Genomic DNA, 18915 nt, shown 5'->3' with positions numbered 1-18915 from the left:
TCCCCACCAAGGGGGAGGGAAACCTGTTCCGCATTAAGTGCGGGCCGAAAACTGCAATCGAGGATACCACATCAGGCTTGTACTCAGTAAACACCCGGCCTCCCCGGACTTGATCCGGGGTCACCTACACTCACCCACACCAAAACAACGTAAAGCCCTGAAGACTAACCGCCACCTCCTTTTTGGCCTCCCCGGACAACTAAGTGGTGTTCACACCACGCAGGCTGATCCGGGGTCGCCTCTCATTTTCGGAATGTTCAGGCACCCAGTATTAATGGGAGTTGCTTTGAGACCTCACTGGGCATTGCAAGAGAAATCGTTCTAATATCATGCAGCAATTTTACGTCGCCAGCTCGGTGTCCTGAACGCTCTTGCCTTCTTTATGGCTGCAGCGTGATCCCGGCTCAAGGCTGGGAATGTACGCAAAACAGAGCAATGCAAAGCCAGCAATCGCCGCAATGCAGCGATTGCCTTTCGGATTTCTAGCTAGTTCGTGCGCTGCAAGACCGAGAAGAAAAAGCCGTCAGTGTTGGTTGAAGCTGGTGTAAGCGTCACCGATTTCAAATCGCTCGACCATGGCATTGACTTGTCAAAACCATATAGGTCTTGCCAAACTTCGCCTGCTGATAACAACTCAAAATTTGGGTTCTCATCCATGAAGGCGTAAATCTGGCCCTCATTTTCTTCAGGGAAAATTGAGCAAGTGATGTAAACTAGGAAGCCACCAGATTTCACGAACGGTACGGCTTGTGACAGCACTTCTTCTTGCTCTTGCAAGCGCTGGTCCATCAATTGTTTGGTCAGACGCCATTTCGCATCAGGGCGACGACGCCAAGTACCAGACCCCGTACAGGGCGCATCAATCACCACACGGTCCATAGAACCAACCAAATCAACAAGCGGATCTTTATGGTGGGGTTGGCGCACTTGAATGTTGTGCAATCCAGACCGTTTGATGCGATCCCAAATCGGCGCAAGCCGTGATTTATCGCTATCGTAGGCGAAGAGCTGGCCCTTGTTTTCCATCATCGCGCCAACGGCAAGCGATTTGCCGCCTGCTCCGGCGCAAAGGTCGAGAACTTTTTCGCCGGGTCGCGCATAGATCAGTTCAGAGACAATTTGGCTGCCCTCGTCCTGAATTTCAAAACGACCCTTTTTGAACGTTTCTTCGGCTTGCACGTTCGGGGTGCGCGAATCTCGCTTGCCAGCTTCGATCCGAATACCATTTGTTGCAATGCTAGTCGGCTGTGCATTGGTGTGGCTAAGGGCTTTTAAGACCTTCTCACGTGTCGTCTTAAGACTATTGACCCGCATATCCAATGGTGGGCGTTCAGCAAGCGCAGCGCCCTCTTTAATCCACTCTTCTGCAAAGTTACTTTCAAACGAGTGCTGCGTCCATTCGGGCACATCGGCTTGCACATGTTCAGGCGCGTCAAATAACGCGTTTTCGCGCGTGATCGTTTCAATCTCTTTTTCGGACAAAACCTCTGGCGCAAATTTATCGTCGGCAAAACTGGCGTTCAACTCTTCTGGGTTTTCGCCCCAATCGCGCACCAATGTGGTGAAGGCCAAACTGCGTGAACTTTGTGACCGGGCCACGTGAGCGTGCGACAGTTTTTTACGCAAAGCATCATAAACGATATTGCCAATAGCGGCACGATCGCCAGAGCCTGCGAAGCGGTGCGACAGGCCCCAGTCTTTGAGCGCATCGCCAACGGGGCGTTTGCGTTTTTCAATATCAGCCAGAACTTCAATAGCGGCATTCAGCCGACCGGGTAAACGCATCTGCGCCTCACAAAATTAGAGTTTGAACAGCAAAGCCCAGCCACATCAGGGCAAGAATGGCCATGCCGATAACATACACAAGAAAACGGCGATGAACGCGGTTACCTGTGATGTGGATTGCGGTATGTATATAGCGGCTGATCACAAATAGCACGGCAAGAATTGCCAACCACAAGCTGACTTGTTGAATTGATAACGCAACACCAGCAAGCGCAAAAAATAACATCGGCAATTGGAACTGGTTGGAAAAATTGTTCGACGCCAGTTTTGCTGGTAGCGGCCAAGCTTCACCATCCAGCGCGACGTCTGCAATCTTGATTTTCTCGTTAAAAACCAGCGGCAGGCGACGGCTGCCAAGTATGATCAGCACAGCGAACATCAAAAAGACCTGCGCGAACACCGCAATCAGCAAAAGTTTTTCGACAAATACCATTTTACCTATCGACCGCCGCGATAGTTTGGGCTTTCGCGCGTAATTGAAACATCATGCACATGGCTTTCGCTCAAAGCTGCGCCAGAAATCTTCACGAACTCCGCATTGGCCGCGAAGTCGATCAAATTGGCCGCACCCGTGTACCCCATTGATGCACGCAAGCCGCCAGCCAATTGGTGTAATACCGCACCCGCTGGCCCCTTATACGGCACTTGCCCCTCAATGCCTTCTGGCACCAATTTCATCGAGTCGGTGACATCTTGTTGGAAATAGCGGTCAGCTGATCCGCGCGCCATCGCGCCAACTGACCCCATGCCACGGTACGACTTATAGGACCGACCCTGATAGAGGTAAACTTCGCCCGGGCTTTCGTCTGTGCCCGCCAAAAGCGAACCGACCATGGCGCAATTTGCACCACCAGCCAACGCCTTAGCCAAATCGCCTGAGAATTTGATTCCGCCATCAGCGATGATTGGAATGCCAGATTTTGCCGCTTCTTCTGCGCACGCCATAACCGCTGCGAGCTGGGGCACACCCACACCTGCAATAATCCGCGTGGTACAAATTGAGCCTGGACCAATGCCAACTTTCACTGCATCAGCGCCTGCGTCAATCAACGCGCGCGTTGCAGCTGCGGTGGCCACATTGCCCGCGACGATGCGTACGCGAGAATTTTCTTTTTTGAGGCGTGTTACAATTTTCGCCACTTCAACATTGTGACCGTGGGCCGTGTCGATCACCAGCAGATCAACTTCGGCATCAATCAATTGCAAGCAGCGTTCGTAGCCCTTATCGCCAACTGTCGAGGCCGCGGCACAGCGCAACCGACCCTTGCTATCTTTGATCGCATTTGGGTGAAGCTGGGCTTTTTCGATGTCTTTTACGGTGATCAAACCCACGCAATTGTACGCCTCATCGACAACCAGCAGTTTCTCGATCCGGTTGGCGTGGAGCAGATGTTTGGCTTCGTCCTGCGTGGCACCATCACGCACCGTAATCAGGTTTTCTTTGGTCATGAGTTCGGCGACTGGCTGCTTTGGATTCTGTGCAAACCGAACGTCGCGGTTGGTCAGAATGCCAATGAGTTTGCCAGCGATCCGGCCGCCAGTATTACCATTTTCGACCACGGGTACGCCAGAAATATTGCGGCTTTCCATGATGCTCAAAGCGTCGGCCAATGTCGCTTTGGGGCCAATGGTAATCGGGTTTACCACCATGCCGCTCTCAAAATGTTTTACCTGCTTTACTTGCTCGGCTTGTTGCTCGGGCGTTAGATTGCGGTGAATAACGCCCATGCCGCCGGCTTGTGCCAATGCAATTGCCATTTTGTTTTCGGTAACAGTATCCATGGCAGACGATAGAATTGGCAAGTTTAGCTCAATGTCCTTTGTGACTCTGGTTTTGAGGTCAACATCGGCAGGCATTACACTGGATTGAGCTGGCTGCAACAAAACGTCGTCGAACGTTAATGCGGTATCACCGGTTGCTGTAGAAATGATTTTTGCCACGGGCGTAAGCCTCCGTCTAAGGACACGAATTTGGGGTATACGTGAGACTGGTGGAGAGCGTCGCCACCATTCTACTGGTTGGCGAGGGTCATTAACATGGCATCAACCTTTTGCATAGAGCTCTATTCCACAAAAGTTGTATGACAATTGCATCGCAAAACACGTCATGGCACAGTGTTGGTCCAACCACTGAGTCTTTAGGGTATTATGTCCAACCGTATCACACCGCTTATATTGGCGGTGGCACTTTTCATGGAAATGATGGATTCCACGGTGATATCCACCTCTCTGCCTGCCATTGCGGCAGACATCGGATCGGAGCCAATTTCCTTAAAACTTGCACTAGCAGCCTATCTTGTGGCGCTGGCGATCTTTATCCCGATTAGCGGTTGGATGGCGGACAGATATGGCGCGCGGAATGTTTTTCGCAGCGCAATTGTGGTGTTTATGCTTGGCTCAATCGCTTGCGCATTTGCTGACTCGCTTTTCACATTTGTGTTGGCGCGTTTTCTACAGGGTGTAGGTGGGTCGATGATGACGCCGCTCTCGCGGCTCATCCTCATTCGCAATACACCCAAAAAAGACCTGATCAATGCGTGGGCGTGGCTGACTGTCCCAGCCCTATTCGGTCCCCTAGCCGGTCCACCAATTGGCGGATTTCTGACCACCTATTTCTCGTGGCAATGGATATTCTATATCAATATCCCGATTGGAATCATCGGCATTTTGCTGGCAAGTAAATACCTGAGTGGCACGGGTCACCGCGAAAAACGCAAGCTCGACTGGATCGGATTTTTGCTGACGGGCAGTTGCTTTTCCGGATTGATATTTGGCCTGTCGGTGATCAGCTTGCCAGCGCTTCCCCCCATATTTGGCGTGTCAGTTGCCGTTGCAGGGCTTATCTGCGGGCTCTTGTATATTTTCCACGCCAGACGTGTCCAGAACCCTGTTCTTGATCTCAAGGTTTTTGACGAACCCATTTTCCGCACAGCAACCAATGCGGGCTTTGTCTTTCGCGTGGCCATTGGTGGGGTGCCATTCCTATTTCCGTTAATGCTGCAAATAGGCTTTGGCTACTCGCCGTTTGAATCGGGCATGATTTCATTCATTGGTGCGGCTGGCGCCATTTTGATGAAATTCTTCCTCAAGCCCGCACTGGGTAGGTTTGGTTTCCGTACGCTGTTAATCGCGGGCGTTTGTGTTTCGGCCGTTCTGACCATTGCTCAAGGTTTCTTCAACGCACAAACGCCGGTCTGGATCATGATGTCGATATTGCTATTCATGGGCTTTTTCCGTTCCATGTATTTCACGTCGCTGAACACACTGACGTTCACTCAGACGACTGATGAACACACGAGTTCAGCCACTGTCCTCAGCTCGGTGTCAATACAATTGGCGTTCGCTTTTGGCGTGGCCTTAACAGCGTTGCTGCTCGAAGGGCTCGCGTTCGTGCGCGGTGTTGAAGTTGGCGTTGCGGAAATGCAGATCGTATTCTTCATACTTGCAGCGATCACTGTAGTGTCGCTGCTGCCCCTATTTGGTTTGTCCAAACAGGTGGGTGACGACGTGTCTGGGCACGTCGCCAAAATACCTATCCCTTAAAGCCTTTGGCAATCAGGTAGGTTTCTGCGCTGTCTTGGCGCGATGCCGGTGGCTTGGCGTGGAATGTTGATTTGAAGTTCTTCTTAAGTTGGGCGAGCAACTCGTGCTCGGTGCCACCTTGGAACACTTTTGCAACGAACGTTCCGCCTGGGTTGAGGATTTGAATGGCAAAGTTAGCGGCAAGCTCAACCAGTGCCATAATGCGGATATGGTCGGTCGGGCGATGCCCTGTGGTTGGCGCTGCCATGTCAGACAAAACAAGATCGACTTTTTTGCCTTTGAGAGCTTTGATCAACACGTCCGGCGCATCATCATCGTTAAAGTCTTTTTGGATAAATATCACACCCGGCAATGCCCCCATTTCGAGATAATCAATTCCGACAACTTTTGGGTCATTCGGATCAATTCCCAATATTTCGGTGCAAACTTCGCACCAACCGCCGGGGGCGCAACCAAGATCGACGACCCGCATACCCGGACGAATGAGGTCGTTTTTCTCATTCAGTTCGATGATTTTATATGCAGCGCGTGAACGCCTGCCTTCAAGCTTTGCTTTTTGCACATAGGGGTCGTTAAGTTGGCGTTTCAGCCAATTGGTTGAGGACGTGGTTCTGCCCTTTGCCGTTTTAACCCGCGTGCTCATGCCACGGGCTTCAGGTTTACGGCTAGACTTGGCTCCTGTTTCTTCTTGGCGGGCAGTTTTGCGCTGCTTTGCATCGCGTTTTTCCGCGCGCGCATTCATTTTGGCTTTTTTGACCCCACCAGCTTTGGTGCCTAGCCGTTTAGTGCCTTTAACTTTGACTTTCTCTTTCATGAGGCCGTCCCTTGATTGGTGGTGTGCTGTGTAAGTTTTGGCCGACGTCGACGTTGTCCACCGGTTGGCTTGGACCAAACACGGTCTTGCGACATAAGCGAAATCAATATGCCTTCGCGCAGGCCCCTATCGGCGACACGAATACGCTCGCACGGCCATTCTCGGCGAATTGCTTCAAATATTGCGCAACCGGGTAAAACAAGGTCTGCACGATCACGACCAATGCATGCATTGGCCTTGCGCCGTTCATAATCCATGTTGATCAGGACCCGCATCGTGTCTTCAACCTGGTCTGAACGCATCCACAACCCGTCGACTTTTGAGCGATCATAACGGTCCAACCCGAGGTGTAAACCCGCCAACGTCGTCACCGTGCCTGACGTGCCGACAAGGTGGAGCGGATGCTCTTCCATCGTGCGCTTGAGTTTCTCGCGTCCCCGGAATTTCTTCAAGTGACTTAAGACATAAGCCACCATTTCCTCAAAGCTCTCTGGCGTGACATTTACGCCATCAAATTTTTCAGCAATTGACACAACACCAACGGGCAAGGACTGCCAAGAGCGGATGGACGACGCCATCTTGCCAGGGCTTTTTGGCCGTCCTCCTCTAAAATCCAGCCAAGCAAGCTCTGATGAACCGCCACCAATGTCAAAAACGATGGCGCCTGCAACCCCGGGCTCCACCAAGTCAGCGCATCCCGTCACAGCAAGCTGCGCCTCGGTTTGCCGATCCACGACTTCGAGTGAAAAACCAACTTCACGTTCAACCCTTGCTAGAAAGCTAGGCGCATTTTCCGCAGAACGACAGGCCTCTGTTGCAATCAATCTGAATCTCGTGACATTTTGATTCTCGATTTTCGCTTTGCAGGCGCGTAGCGCATCAATTGTGCGATCCATTGCGTCTTCAGACAAGCGACCAGAACCAGTAAGTCCTTCGCCTAGTCTTACAATTCTGGAAAAGCCGTCGACAACTTTAAATCCAACAGCCGTCGGTCTTGCCAACAGCAAGCGACAATTGTTTGTGCCAAGATCAAGGGCACCATATAGCGCCGGTTTTTGGCTAACCGCAGAATTGTTGGGGCTATGCCGAAAACCTTTTTTGCGTGCCCGCTTTTTATTGGTGGCCTGCGCATTTGCAGCGTTCTTGGGCGCACTTGACCCGTTCAATATCGAATTCGAACGGTCTTCGGGCGGCGTCGAACGTTGCTTCTTCGCACCAACTACGGGCCGATTACTATCGACCACATTTTGCTCCGTTGCCTTGCGTCGCTTGCCGTCAATGGGCGCGCCGAAGGGCATTTTGTTTACATGTTGGTGTCGATGTTAGTTGAATCCAACGAATTGCGCAATTGTCATTCTAAACATGAGTAGAAAATGCCTGTTCTGAACGAAAATGCCGCATTTACCCCTATAATTTTGCCAACGCACTGACAAAAAACGATAAAATTCGGTGTAAAAAATATTGGTAAGGTCACAATTAATAAAGGTTTTAACTACATTGATATAATTAACCGATATATTTTCTGTGCATTGTTTGATAGGTATTTGTTATGTTTGGCCGTCTTTTAACAACAATTCGTTCAGAGCAGCAACTTTCCGCGGTCATTCGAGCGCATCTTGTTGACGGGCTATTTCATCCGTTTGCATCCTTAATTTCCGGGGCTTTGGCAGGAATATTTATTGCCACAATCTTAGCGATCTATGTAGATGATCAAGTGGTCGTCAATCTGGGATATTTCGTTGTTTTGACTGCCATTGCTCGGATAGTGATTGGCATCGTATATCTTAAGAGCGGCAACCCCGTAACTGTCGAAAATGTTCGCGTTTGGGAATGGGCATACACGATTGGTGCCACCGCGTTCAGCGCTGGTTTGGGGCTTGTGACATTTTTTGCCATCACCCGGATCGACAACGCGCCCGTTGACCTCATGTTGACGACGACGGCCGCTGCATATGGCGCAAGCATTGCGGGTCGCAACGCGGGTCGACCATGGTTAGCCCTTGGTCAACTCTATCTTGCCACCATTCCGATGGGACTTGCGTTGGTGTTGCAAGACACCATTTTCTATCAAGTTGTTGGTACTGCCCTACTGATATTTATGTTTGGCATGACAGACATCACGCTGGCGGTGCGCAAAACAATAATCGATGCGCTTGAGAACAAACAGCGCAATGCAGAATTGGCCACCTCTTTTAAACAGCAGGCCGAAAGATTTGATGCCGCGCTGACCAACATGTCACATGGTTTATGCATGTTCGATCAGGACAGTAATCTTGTGGTTTGGAACGAAAAAGTCGCCGACATTATCGGCGCCGAACGGACCCTGTTCCAGCACGGAACGCCGATGGATAAAATCATTTCAGCGTTTCATCCAGACGATCATTCCAAGATCAAGAATCAAACCAGCAGCAATGATCGTGGCGAGTGGAGCGAAACGGCAAAACTTGATGATGGCCGCTTTGTTTCTGCTTCGACCCGCACGATGGAAAACGGCAATATTGTCATTGTATTTGCCGATGTGACAGAAAAACAAAAAACCGAGGCACGGATAAGGAACTTGGCTTGGGTCGATCAATTGACCGGCCTTATGAACCGAGTTTCAGTGCATGAATTGTTTATCAAAAAGCTTGATCAGATGGATGAGGCTTCTGAAATGGCTATTCACTATATCGACCTTGATCACTTTAAGGGTGTAAACGACACATTGGGGCATCCAATTGGCGATATGCTTTTAAAACAGGTTGCCGACCGGATTTGTGATGTGTGTTTGGATGAGGGTGATGTGGCGCGGATGGCTGGCGATGAGTTCCTCGTTATCCAAACGCTGTCTCCCCAAGCACGATCCCCCCGCGATTTGGCACAACAAATTGTTGATGCGCTCCACCAACCGTTTAATGTCAACTCACATTTCATCCAAATTGGGGCGTCGGTTGGCATCGTAATTGCGCCCAAAGACGGCAACGATGCTGATCTTTTGCTCAAGCGCGCCGACATGGCACTTTATGCAGCGAAAAAAGCAGGTCGCAACAAGTTTGCTTATTTTGAGCCACAGATGGACCAACGTATGCAGCAAATGCGCGCGTTGGAGTTGGACATCAAGCAGGCTTTGGACAAGAACCAATTCAGGCTGGCATTTCAACCCATCATCAAAGCGGACGATAACAGTATTGCAAGTTTTGAGTGTCTTGTGCGTTGGACGCACCCGACCAATGGCAAGATGATGCCGGCCAAATTTATCCCGGCGGCGGAAGAAACAGGGCAAATCATGGCAATTGGCCGGTGGGTCACAAAGGAAGCCATCAAGACAGCTGCGTCTTGGCCGGTTCGCACGCAGATTTCTGTGAACTTCTCTGCCGTGCAATTCCAAGATTCGCGATTTGCTGACTTCCTGCGTCGTCAACTAAAGCGTTTTAATTTTCCCGCCGATCTGCTGGAACTCGAAATCACAGAAACTGCTTTCATCGTCGACATCGAAAACAGCTTGAAACAATTGCAGCAGCTCAAAGATCTGGGTGTGAAGGTTTCCCTTGATGACTTTGGCACCGGATATACCTCGCTCAGCCAATTGCAGCGCTTCTCGTTCAACAAGATAAAAATTGATGGCAGCTTTGTAAGAGATTTGGAGACGAACCCAAGCTCCGCTGCGGTTGCGACAGCGGTAGCAGAAATCGGGAAGGCACTAAATATCTCGGTTGTTGCGGAGTGCGTGGAAACACAAGCGCAAATGGATTTTCTAAAATCCGTTGGTGTGACCCACATTCAGGGCTATTTTACTGGCCGTCCGATGGATGCGTCAGCCGCTGAGGCGCTTTTGAGAAAAAACGCTCCAGCAGCAGTTAGCGAAGTTGGCTAGATCACTTCGTGAGCGGCTTATTTGATTGTGCCGCGACAAGCCTTCGCATGATCTTGAGTTCGCGCGGCGTAATTTGCAGCGCCGCGTCGGTCCAATATTGGACAATATCATCCAACTCTTCAAAAGGAATAGGGTTCGCCCGTTTGATAGCGGCCTGATAGCCGCACGCAGGCTTGTGACGGGCTAGCGTTCTGGCGATATACTTCTTTATAGCCTTCCCCGCTTCGCCTGGTTCAGCCAAAATTTGAATCACACCCAACTCAAAAAGTTCCTCTGCGCTTATCGAGCGGCCGGTTCTAATTATTTGCTCGGCCTTGGCAAACCCGAGTTTTCGGCCCAGAAAAGTCAGTGCGCCCATCCCAGGAAACAGCCCAAACAAATGCTCGGGAAACCCAAACTTGACCCCCTTTTCTGCGCAAATGATATCGAATGACAACAGGGATTCGAATCCACCGCCAAGCGCATCACCCTGCACCATCGCGATTGTGATCAAATCGAGTTCGGTTGCTTGCCAATTACGATGCAGAATCTGCACACACGACAAACCGTATTCATATAGCCCCTCTCGATCTTGCCCTTCTATGCACTTAGAGAAGTAATCAAGATCGCCGCCAAGGCAAAAGAAGTCTTCATGCCTTGATCCGAGCACCACAAACTTGAATTCGTCATGCATCTGAGCTTTCAGCGATCTTATATTGTCATGCCAATTGTGGAAATCATCCAGCAAGCGCGGGTTGTATGACGCGCGGCCTTCAAACTGCATGAAAGACCAGACTGTTGAGTTGGAGATGTCAAAACTGCTTTCGATCTGCCCTAGGTTCCCCCAGAACCGCTCGAAGCGCTTTGGACGGTTAAATGGCAGGTCAGATTGGGGGAGAAGCTTGAACGCTAACTCTTCCCGACCAATCGACCTATTACGTACGGCGAGGTTTTTGGTCATATGAACACTTCAAAAAATACTAAAATATTGTTAAACTAAACGACATCCAGCGATGAATTGCAAATGCGTTGGTTGGAATAATTTTGTTTTTGATGATTCCCAGTGATGCTATTTGGGAACACGGGTTTGTGTGATCTAAATACTGGAACTGTGACCAGAAATTTGATATTTGGCAACGATGATCGACTATCCAATCCTATATAGTTTCCGTAGATGTCCGTACGCAATGCGCGCGAGAATGGCGATTGCCTCCGCCAAGGTAAATTGTGCGTTGCGCGAAATCGTCCTGCGCGACAAGCCAGATCATATGCTGGCAATTTCGCCAAAAGGCACTGTGCCGGTGCTGCAAATTGTCAGTGGCGACGTAATTGACGAGAGTTTAGACATCGCCCTGTGGGCTTTAAATATCCACGATCCAGAGCATATGTTGATGCCCGAAGGTGGCAATGTCGATGTCATGCACCGGCTGATTTCTGACATTGACGCGCAATTCAAGCCCCTCTTGGACCAGTATAAGTACCAGTTTCATGCCGATCCCGATTTTGCAAAAGGTGCGCGCGATGGTGCAATTGTTGCGCTGCGTAAACTCAATCAACGTCTTGAAGGCAATGCTTTTCTTTTTGGTGCTAAAATCTCGCTTGCCGACATTTGCGTCCTGCCTTTTGTGCGACAGTTTGCTTTTGTCGACAAAGATTGGTTTTGGAAACAAGATTTCACAAACGTCATTGTTTGGCTCGATGGTTTTCTCGCCTCTGATCGGTTTGCTGGCATCATGACAAAACACCCTGTTTGGAAATATGGTGATCCAGTGACGGTTTTTCCGCCTGTTGTTTGTTGAGTTTATGACTTTGGCTTGCAGCTTGATGCAATTCGCCCTAAAGCAACAGCAATTAAAACTTGAGGTGACCAATTGATCAATTCACCTGCGCATCCCGCGGAACTCGCAGCGCCGCTTATTGAACGTGCCGTGCGTGACGCTTTGCTTGAAGATTTGGGCATGGCTGGCGATGTCACGACACAGGCCACATTGTCTAAAGAAGCGGTTGCGGTTGCTGTGATGAATGTACGCGAGCCAGGTATCATTGCGGGCATTGAGCTTGCGCGCGAAGCTTTCCGGCAACTTGACCCCAGCTTAAAGTTTGAAGCACTTGTGTCAGACGGCGATTTGGTGGCCCGCGGCGACAATATCGCGCGGATATCTGGCAATGCACGCCACATCATGTCCGCCGAACGCGTGGCGCTTAATTTTATGTGCCACATGAGCGGAATTGCGAGCTATACAAGGGTTTTCGCCAATGAAGTTGAGGGCACAGGGACAAAAATCTGCTGTACACGCAAAACAACGCCGGGCCTTCGTGCTTTTGAGAAATATGCGGTAAAATGCGGTGGTGGCTCCAATCACAGATTTGGTCTGGATGACGCCATATTGATCAAAGACAACCACATTGCCGTCGCAGGCGGGGTGACGCAAGCGGTGAATGCCGCGCGGGCTTTTGCTGGGCATTTGATGTCGATCGAAGTCGAAGTCGATAATCTTGAACAGTTTGCTGAAGCACTGGATGCGGGTGCGACAGCTGTTCTTTTGGATAATATGTCACCAAAAATGCTGCGCGAAGCCGTGCAATTGAACAAAGGTCGGGCGAAGCTGGAAGCGTCCGGCGGCGTGGACCTACAGACTGTCCGCAAAATTGCTGAAAGCGGCGTTGAATATATCTCAACCAGCAAAATCACCATGGCTGCAATGCCACTCGATATTGGTCTTGACATTCAGATCGACAGTTAGCCGGACGGAAAGCACCGTGATAAACCCATTGACCGAACTCATGCTGACCGCCGCACGCAAGGCGGGCGCTGAGATTATGCAGCACTACAAAAATGGTGTGGGCATCGAACGCAAAGGTGACGGTTCTCCCGTTACCATAGCTGATCAGAACGCTGAAGACATTATTCTTGAACACCTTGCCTCCACTGGCATCCCGGTCTTGGGGGAAGAAAGTGTTGCGGCTGGGCGCATTCCAGAGCTTGGGAACAAATTCTTTGTGGTCGACCCGTTGGACGGCACCAAAGAATTCATCAAACAAAATGGCGAGTTCACCGTCAATATTGCGTTGGTGGAGAACGGCGTGCCCATTGCTGGCGTTGTCACTGCCCCTGCCCTCAATCTGGAATTTGTCGCAGACGAAGCAGGCGCGTTTTCAGTGACCAAAGCCGCAGATGGGGCAGACATTTTCTTGCGACTGCAAACACGTTCTGACGGGCCGCGCAAAGTTGTCGCCAGCCGTTCCCACGGTCATGCAGCGCTCGACACTTTGTGCCAAGAATTACAGATAGAGGAAGATATCAGCGTTGGTTCGTCTCTCAAGCTATGTTTGGTGGCACGTGGGGATGCGCTGCTTTATCCGCGCTTCACGCCAACATGCGAGTGGGACATTGCTGCCGGGCAAGCGATCTTATTGCGCGCCGGCGGGGTTGTGCTCAAAATTGACGGCACACCGCTCACATATGGCAAGTCTGACGTTGATTTTTTCAACCCATATTTTGTCGCGGCTGCAGATCTAAATATTGCACACAAAGCTGCACAAATTATGCAGCGCCTTGTCGGCTAGTTAAGAAATTTGCGTGATAATGAACAGGTTTATTAACCGTTCACGCAATTTTGTTACCCCCAATGTCAAATTCTGACAAAAGAGTCTTGTTCTTAATGACCATGTTCCTATATTGGTTCGATATATATCGGACGAGTATGAAATATGAATGTAAGAACTGTCTGCCTCGCGATCCTCACCCAGGGCGAAACCACTGGCTATGAAATCCGAAAACGTTCCACAGAGGGGGATTTCTCCTACTTCTTGGAGGCGAGCTTTGGATCGATCTATCCTGCTCTATCGAAATTGGAAGAGGATAAGCTGGTCACCAGCAGGGTCCAACCACAAGCTGGCAAACCTGCTAAACGGGTTTACTCGATCACCCCACTTGGCCGCGAAACGTTCATAAATTCATTGTTTGAAGACCTCAATCATGACGTTTTCCGCTCTGAATTTTTGCTGTTTTTGCGTTTTGCAGAAGAATTACCATGTGAACTGGTTGAAAAAAGAATTTTAGAACGTATCTCAAAGGTCGACGAAGAAATTGCGTCAATCAAGGAGATGGGAGCGGATCTGGAGGCTAAAGCAGACCGCTGGGTTTTAGATTACGGGCTGACTTGTTTATGTCAGGCCAGAGATTATCTCGTTGAACATAAGAGTGAAATTATCGCCATGGCGCAGCGTGTAGATGCTGCTGCCAAGGCAGCCGAATAGGGAATTTATACATGCGCTTTTTACTGTCATATGGCGTGGCGTTTCTTTTGATTGTTATTATTGGGGTCTGGATGGCATCCGGCAGCCTTGTGCAAGGTGGGCAAGGTGAAGGAAATGGCGAACGCGCCATTTTGGACGTCTTGGAGCTCCCCCAGGACAGTGGTATCCGCGCAACTTTAGAGCAGATCGGCCTCGTTTCAAAAATTGAGGACGAAACCGATATTGCCGAAATTGCGGTCGAAGAACCTGCGGTGGAGCCCGAGGTACTTCAGTCCGTGCGCACACGCACATATGTTGCTCAGGACCTGCCCCTCACCGTTTCGCTACGCGGCAACACAAAAGCCAGTGCAACGGTTTCGATTAGAGCCGAAACCACCGGTATTTTGAAATCGCGACATGTGGATAAGGGTGATCGTGTAAAAGCTGGTGACTTGCTGTGCGAAATTGATCAAGGCACACGTAAAGCGCAACTGGCTCAGGCTGAAGCGTCATTGGCGAAAGCTGAGCTAGACTATTCGTCGAATAAAACATTGCGCGAAAAGGGACTTTCGCCTGCCAATTCCGGACGCCAGTTTGAGGCCGCTTTGGAAGCTGCGCGTGCAGCGCTGGACAGTTCAAATGCAGAGCTTGACCGCACTATCATTCGTTCGCAAGCCGCAGGGATTGTGCAAGACCCACTTGCAGAACCCGGCGATATGCTGAGCGCCGGGGCAGTTTGCGTGACATTGGTGCAACTTGACCCGATTTTGTTCGCTGGTGACATTCCAGAGGCTCGCATAAATGCGGCAGCGCTAGGCTTGCCAGTAACCGTCAAAACGATCACCGGGCAAGAAGTTGTTGGAACATTGAGCTATGTTTCACCAAGTTCAAACCCTGCTACACGGGCATTCCCGGTAGAGGTGCAAATTGAGAACAAAGATTATTCTATTCGTGCTGGGCTGACCGCAGAAGCGATTGCAGTTCTGGGCACAACCAAGGCACATTTTGTGCCGCAATCGGTACTAACGTTGGACAGTGAGGGCACAATTGGTGTGCGCGCGGTGGCAAACGAGAGCGTTGCTTTCCATGCCGTGCAAATTTTGCGCGATACAACGGAAGGTATTTGGGTGACCGGCCTGCCCGACAATGTGGACATCATCACGTTTGGGCAGGAATATGTAATCGCAGGACAAAAGGTCGTTGCTGACAATCTAAGCGACGAGAAAACATCATGATTGATGCTCTGGAGAATATACTAAGACGGCCAAAATCCGTCATCACGATTATGATCGTGCTGCTGTTGGCGGGGGTTTCCGCCTACATCAATTTGCCTAAAGAGGGCCAGCCTGCGATCGACATACCCTATTTGTACGTGTCTGTGTCACAAACGGGCGTGTCGCCGGGAGATGCGGAGCGCTTGCTTGCACGTCCTATGGAGAATGAGCTGCGCAACCTTGATGGGTTGAAAGCAATGACGTCGACCTCGTCCACTGGCCATGCATCAGTGTTTTTGGAATTCGACATCAATTTCAACAAAGACGAAGCCATATCTGCGGTGCGCGAAAAGGTTGATCGCGCCAAGTCGCAATTGCCTGACGATGCAAATGAACCGACAGTCAATGAGGTCTCAATTAGCGATTTTCCAACGGTCACAGTTGCCCTTTATGGTGATGTGCCTGAACGCGCATTGTCACAGACCGCGCGTAAGCTTCAGGATCAATTGGAAGGTATTTCAGCGGTCCGCACCGTTGATATGTCTGGCCAACGTGAAGAGGTGTTGGACATTGTCGTTGATATGATCAAACTTGAATCATACAACTTGACGACCAACCAGCTGTTTGACGCGCTCGCGCGCAACAACTTGGTTGTGCCAGCGGGAACCCTAGATACTGGACAGGGCAAATTTGCCATTGAAGTGCCTGGTCTAATAGAAACTGCGTCAGACGTGTATAATTTGCCGCTTAAAACGGATGGCAGTTCGAACGTCACGTTTGGCGATGTGGCATCTATTCAACGCACGTTCAAAGATGCTGAAACTTTCACACGGGTAAACGGCCAACCGGCTATCATTTTGGGTGTGTTTAAGCGCCTTGGATCAAACGTTATTGAAATGTCAGCCGATGTTCGAAAGCTCGTTGATGAAACAGCGTCAGATCGAAATTCTGCCATTAAAACAGCTGTGATGATTGATCAGGCAAAGCCTGCTCAAGATATGCTTGGATCGTTGCAATCTGCTGTTTTAACAGCGGTTGCGCTGGTGATGATTGTGACCATTGCCATGCTTGGCATTCGGCCTGCTTTGATGATCGGCTTGGCCATTCCAACATCATTCATGATGGCGTTCTTGTTCCTGCAATTGATCGGCATGACCGTAAACATGATGATCATGTTCGGCTTGGTTTTGACCGTTGGCATGCTGGTGGATGGTGCGATTGTTATCGTGGAATATGCCGACAGGAAGATCTCTGAAGGCATGGAGCGCCGCGAAGCGTTTATTCGTGCCGCAAAGCTGATGTTCTGGCCCATCGTTTCCTCAACAGGTACAACGTTGGCTGCCTTTTTGCCGATGCTGCTTTGGCCCGGCATTATTGGCAAATTCATGAGCTATTTGCCAATAATGGTGATCATCACCTTGATCTCTTCTTTGATCACCGCCATGGTTTTTCTGCCTGTAGTTGGTGGTCTTCTTGCACGCAAGAATGCCAGCGAGAAGGAAAAGCTTGCGGCTCAAGCGCTTTCTGGTCGTGACAATTTCGACCCCAAAGCGGTGCCCGGCTTAACCGGCGGATATGTGCGTTTTCTAAATGCAATTATTCGTCGTCCCATTATGGTTCTGGTCGTCGGCATTGGCGTGATTGTTGGCATTTTCATGTATTACGGTGCCAACAGCACTGGCATGGAAGCATTCCCTTCGATTGAACCAGAATATGCAACCGTAGCTGTAACTGGTCGGGGCAACTATTCGCCTGTCGAGATCCGTGATTTGCTGATCGAAGTTGAGACAGAAGTTCTCAAAGTCAGTGGCATCAGAGAAGTTGTGATGAATTTTGGCAGCACTGGCGCTGTTTCATCGCCGCCACCTGACACGTTGGGTAACTTGCAGCTTGAATTCGAGCCGTTTTCTGATCGTCGCTTCGCAGAGGAAATATTTGCGGACATCCGCGACAATATTAAAGACATCAAAGGCGTCGGCGTTGAACTGCTTGAGGCTGAAGAAGGCCCGCCAACCGGTAAAGATTTGAGCATGCGCGTTACCGCCCAGTCATATGACGACTTGGCACCAACGGTGGCGAAAATCCGCAACTTTGTTGAAAACGATCTTGGCAACATGATTGAAGTTGAGGACGGTCGCCCCCTACCCGGCATTGATTGGAAAATTAACGTCAATCGTGAAATGGCAGCGCTTTATGGCATTGGTGTTCGTGATCTCAGCCCATATGTGCAGCTCGTCACCACAGGTGTTTCTATCGGCACTTATCGTCCTGACGACGCAATTGATGAGTTAGACATTAAAGTCCGCTTGCCAAAAGACCAGCGTAGTTTTGAAGCGCTAGATTCGCTGCGGATCATTACCAACGCAGGTTTGGTGCCGGTCTCGAATTTCATTACCCGTGAAGCTGTACCAAAAGTTGCGTCGATTTCTCGCCGGGACTCAAAATACACAATGAGCGTTCGAGCCAACGTTTCTGGCGAGAACGAAGACGGTTCGCCGGCGACGGCTGCTGTTAAAGTTGAAGAACTCAAAACCTGGATCAGCGCTCAAACCTGGCCAGCTGGCGTTGCGTTTGAATATGCTGGCGCTGACGAACAGACCAACGAAACCAATGCGTTTATGGCGCAAGCTGGTGGCGCTGCTATGTTCTTGATGTTCCTAATTTTGCTCACCCAGTTCAATAGTTTCTACCAGGTTGCCATTACCCTATCCACGGTCATTATGTCTGTGGCTGGTGTTTTGCTTGGCATGTTGATCACCGGTCAGCCGTTCTCTGCCATTATGACTGGGGTGGGCGTTGTGTCGCTTGCCGGGATTGTGGTGAACAACTCAATCGTGTTGATTGATACCTATAACCGCTTCCGACATGAAGGCGCTGACCCGATTAGTGCGTCGCTTATGACCGCGTCGCAACGCTTGCGTCCGGTTTTGCTCACAACGATCACAACCGTGTTTGGCCTCATCCCAATGGCGATGGGCATCACGCTCGACTTTTTCGGACAATCAATCATTGTCGGTGATCCGTCGGGCGCGTGGTGGATACAGTTGGCAACTGCGGTGATTTCAGGTCTGACCTTCTCGACACTTCTGACATTGATTATGGTGCCCGTTCTGTTGGTTGCGCCCTCAATTTGGAAAGATCAACTCATCCATCTGTGGCAAATGATCACCTATCCGTTCCGCGTGATCAGTGCGCGTCGTCTGGCAAAGGCGACACGTAATGCCGTACAAGTTGGGGATGAAGGCGAAACACCATCGGTTGAAGATCAACCGCTTGCCGCCAAAATTCCAACAGACGCCAATAGTGCAAAAGCCTATATGACAGGCGACTTGATATCGGAAGAACGCGATGGGGTGACTGTTGTGTCGCGGCCAACACCTGCCGCCGCTGAATAAACAGCACGGCATTTCAAAGTTCCAATTGGGCGCAACATGCATTTGTTGCGCCCTTTGTTTTGGGGGGCAGCAAATTTGCGAGGAAAAGTCGTT

The 18915-nt window shown here is 50.3% G+C and carries 14 protein-coding genes; 8 read left to right on the top strand and 6 right to left on the bottom strand.

Annotated features, from left to right (window positions below; genetic code table 11):
* Positions 1–486: 486 nt before the first annotated feature.
* The 3 genes from ACJAZW_RS05230 to guaB are packed head-to-tail and all read right to left on the bottom strand — an operon-like array spanning position 487 to position 3726.
* Positions 487–1785: an RsmB/NOP family class I SAM-dependent RNA methyltransferase gene (locus ACJAZW_RS05230; RefSeq protein WP_415155821.1), complete on the bottom strand. Its 1299-nt coding sequence runs from the start codon at positions 1783–1785 to the stop codon at positions 487–489.
* A gap of 7 nt (positions 1786–1792) precedes the next feature.
* Complete coding sequence (locus ACJAZW_RS05225) at positions 1793–2218, bottom strand: MAPEG family protein (RefSeq protein WP_415155820.1); 426 nt, start codon at positions 2216–2218, stop codon at positions 1793–1795.
* Positions 2219–2223: 5 nt separating this feature from the next.
* Entirely contained in the window at positions 2224–3726 is a 1503-nt protein-coding gene (guaB, locus tag ACJAZW_RS05220; protein ID WP_415155819.1) for an IMP dehydrogenase, read from the bottom strand.
* Positions 3727–3933: 207 nt separating this feature from the next.
* Here guaB and ACJAZW_RS05215 point away from each other — a divergent pair, with 207 nt between their 5' ends.
* The gene (locus ACJAZW_RS05215; protein WP_415155818.1) at positions 3934–5328 is read left to right on the top strand and encodes a DHA2 family efflux MFS transporter permease subunit; all 1395 of its coding nucleotides are present in this window, start codon (positions 3934–3936) and stop codon (positions 5326–5328) included.
* On the opposite strand, the gene ACJAZW_RS05210 is transcribed toward ACJAZW_RS05215, so the two are convergent.
* A complete protein-coding gene (locus ACJAZW_RS05210) occupies positions 5318–5971 on the bottom strand; it encodes an RlmE family RNA methyltransferase (protein ID WP_415155822.1) in 654 nt (217 codons plus the stop codon). The genes ACJAZW_RS05215 and ACJAZW_RS05210 overlap by 11 nt on opposite strands.
* A 167-nt stretch (positions 5972–6138) precedes the next feature.
* Entirely contained in the window at positions 6139–7386 is a 1248-nt protein-coding gene (locus ACJAZW_RS05205) for a Ppx/GppA phosphatase family protein (RefSeq protein WP_415155817.1), read from the bottom strand.
* A gap of 305 nt (positions 7387–7691) precedes the next feature.
* Here ACJAZW_RS05205 and ACJAZW_RS05200 point away from each other — a divergent pair, with 305 nt between their 5' ends.
* A complete protein-coding gene (locus tag ACJAZW_RS05200) occupies positions 7692–9995 on the top strand; it encodes a putative bifunctional diguanylate cyclase/phosphodiesterase (protein ID WP_415155816.1) in 2304 nt (767 codons plus the stop codon).
* 1 nt (position 9996) lies between these two features.
* Here ACJAZW_RS05200 and ACJAZW_RS05195 read toward each other — a convergent pair whose 3' ends face one another.
* Positions 9997–10935, bottom strand: a complete 939-nt coding sequence (locus ACJAZW_RS05195) for a crotonase/enoyl-CoA hydratase family protein (RefSeq protein ID WP_415155815.1) — start codon at positions 10933–10935, stop codon at positions 9997–9999.
* Between the two features lie 178 nt (positions 10936–11113).
* Here ACJAZW_RS05195 and ACJAZW_RS05190 point away from each other — a divergent pair, with 178 nt between their 5' ends.
* The 6 genes from ACJAZW_RS05190 (at position 11114) to ACJAZW_RS05165 (ending at position 18822) form a co-directional block, all read left to right on the top strand.
* Positions 11114–11773, top strand: coding sequence for a glutathione S-transferase N-terminal domain-containing protein (locus ACJAZW_RS05190; protein WP_415155814.1), 660 nt, complete (start codon positions 11114–11116; stop codon positions 11771–11773).
* A gap of 72 nt (positions 11774–11845) precedes the next feature.
* On the top strand, positions 11846–12718 hold the full coding sequence (gene nadC / locus ACJAZW_RS05185) for a carboxylating nicotinate-nucleotide diphosphorylase (protein ID WP_415155813.1): 873 nt from the start codon (positions 11846–11848) through the stop codon (positions 12716–12718).
* Between the two features lie 16 nt (positions 12719–12734).
* Positions 12735–13541 (top strand): 3'(2'),5'-bisphosphate nucleotidase CysQ, encoded by an 807-nt coding sequence (gene cysQ / locus ACJAZW_RS05180; protein WP_415155812.1) that lies wholly within the window; start codon positions 12735–12737, stop codon positions 13539–13541.
* Between the two features lie 144 nt (positions 13542–13685).
* The gene (locus ACJAZW_RS05175) at positions 13686–14234 is read left to right on the top strand and encodes a helix-turn-helix transcriptional regulator (protein WP_415155811.1); all 549 of its coding nucleotides are present in this window, start codon (positions 13686–13688) and stop codon (positions 14232–14234) included.
* An 11-nt stretch (positions 14235–14245) separates the two neighbouring features.
* Positions 14246–15448 (top strand): efflux RND transporter periplasmic adaptor subunit, encoded by a 1203-nt coding sequence (locus ACJAZW_RS05170; protein ID WP_415155810.1) that lies wholly within the window; start codon positions 14246–14248, stop codon positions 15446–15448.
* The gene (locus tag ACJAZW_RS05165) at positions 15445–18822 is read left to right on the top strand and encodes an efflux RND transporter permease subunit (RefSeq protein ID WP_415155809.1); all 3378 of its coding nucleotides are present in this window, start codon (positions 15445–15447) and stop codon (positions 18820–18822) included. The genes ACJAZW_RS05170 and ACJAZW_RS05165 overlap by 4 nt, the downstream gene beginning before the upstream one ends.
* Positions 18823–18915 lie beyond the last annotated feature (93 nt).

It is taken from the genome of Maritalea sp., assembly GCF_047634455.1.
Taxonomy (GTDB): Bacteria; Pseudomonadota; Alphaproteobacteria; order Rhizobiales; family Devosiaceae; genus Maritalea.
Note: the sequence above shows the minus strand (reverse complement) of the source record. Positions and strands in the feature narration are given on the sequence as shown.

Coding starts and splice junctions, on each gene's coding strand:
- ACJAZW_RS05225 (WP_415155820.1), bottom strand. CDS start 2,218: ATGGTATTTGTCGAAAAACTTTTGCTGATTGCGGTGTTCGCGCAGGTC.
- ACJAZW_RS05200 (WP_415155816.1), top strand. CDS start 7,692: ATGTTTGGCCGTCTTTTAACAACAATTCGTTCAGAGCAGCAACTTTCC.
- ACJAZW_RS05210 (WP_415155822.1), bottom strand. CDS start 5,971: ATGAGCACGCGGGTTAAAACGGCAAAGGGCAGAACCACGTCCTCAACC.
- ACJAZW_RS05170 (WP_415155810.1), top strand. CDS start 14,246: ATGCGCTTTTTACTGTCATATGGCGTGGCGTTTCTTTTGATTGTTATT.
- ACJAZW_RS05195 (WP_415155815.1), bottom strand. CDS start 10,935: ATGACCAAAAACCTCGCCGTACGTAATAGGTCGATTGGTCGGGAAGAG.
- ACJAZW_RS05190 (WP_415155814.1), top strand. CDS start 11,114: ATGATCGACTATCCAATCCTATATAGTTTCCGTAGATGTCCGTACGCA.
- ACJAZW_RS05230 (WP_415155821.1), bottom strand. CDS start 1,785: ATGCGTTTACCCGGTCGGCTGAATGCCGCTATTGAAGTTCTGGCTGAT.
- ACJAZW_RS05175 (WP_415155811.1), top strand. CDS start 13,686: ATGAATGTAAGAACTGTCTGCCTCGCGATCCTCACCCAGGGCGAAACC.
- ACJAZW_RS05165 (WP_415155809.1), top strand. CDS start 15,445: ATGATTGATGCTCTGGAGAATATACTAAGACGGCCAAAATCCGTCATC.
- ACJAZW_RS05215 (WP_415155818.1), top strand. CDS start 3,934: ATGTCCAACCGTATCACACCGCTTATATTGGCGGTGGCACTTTTCATG.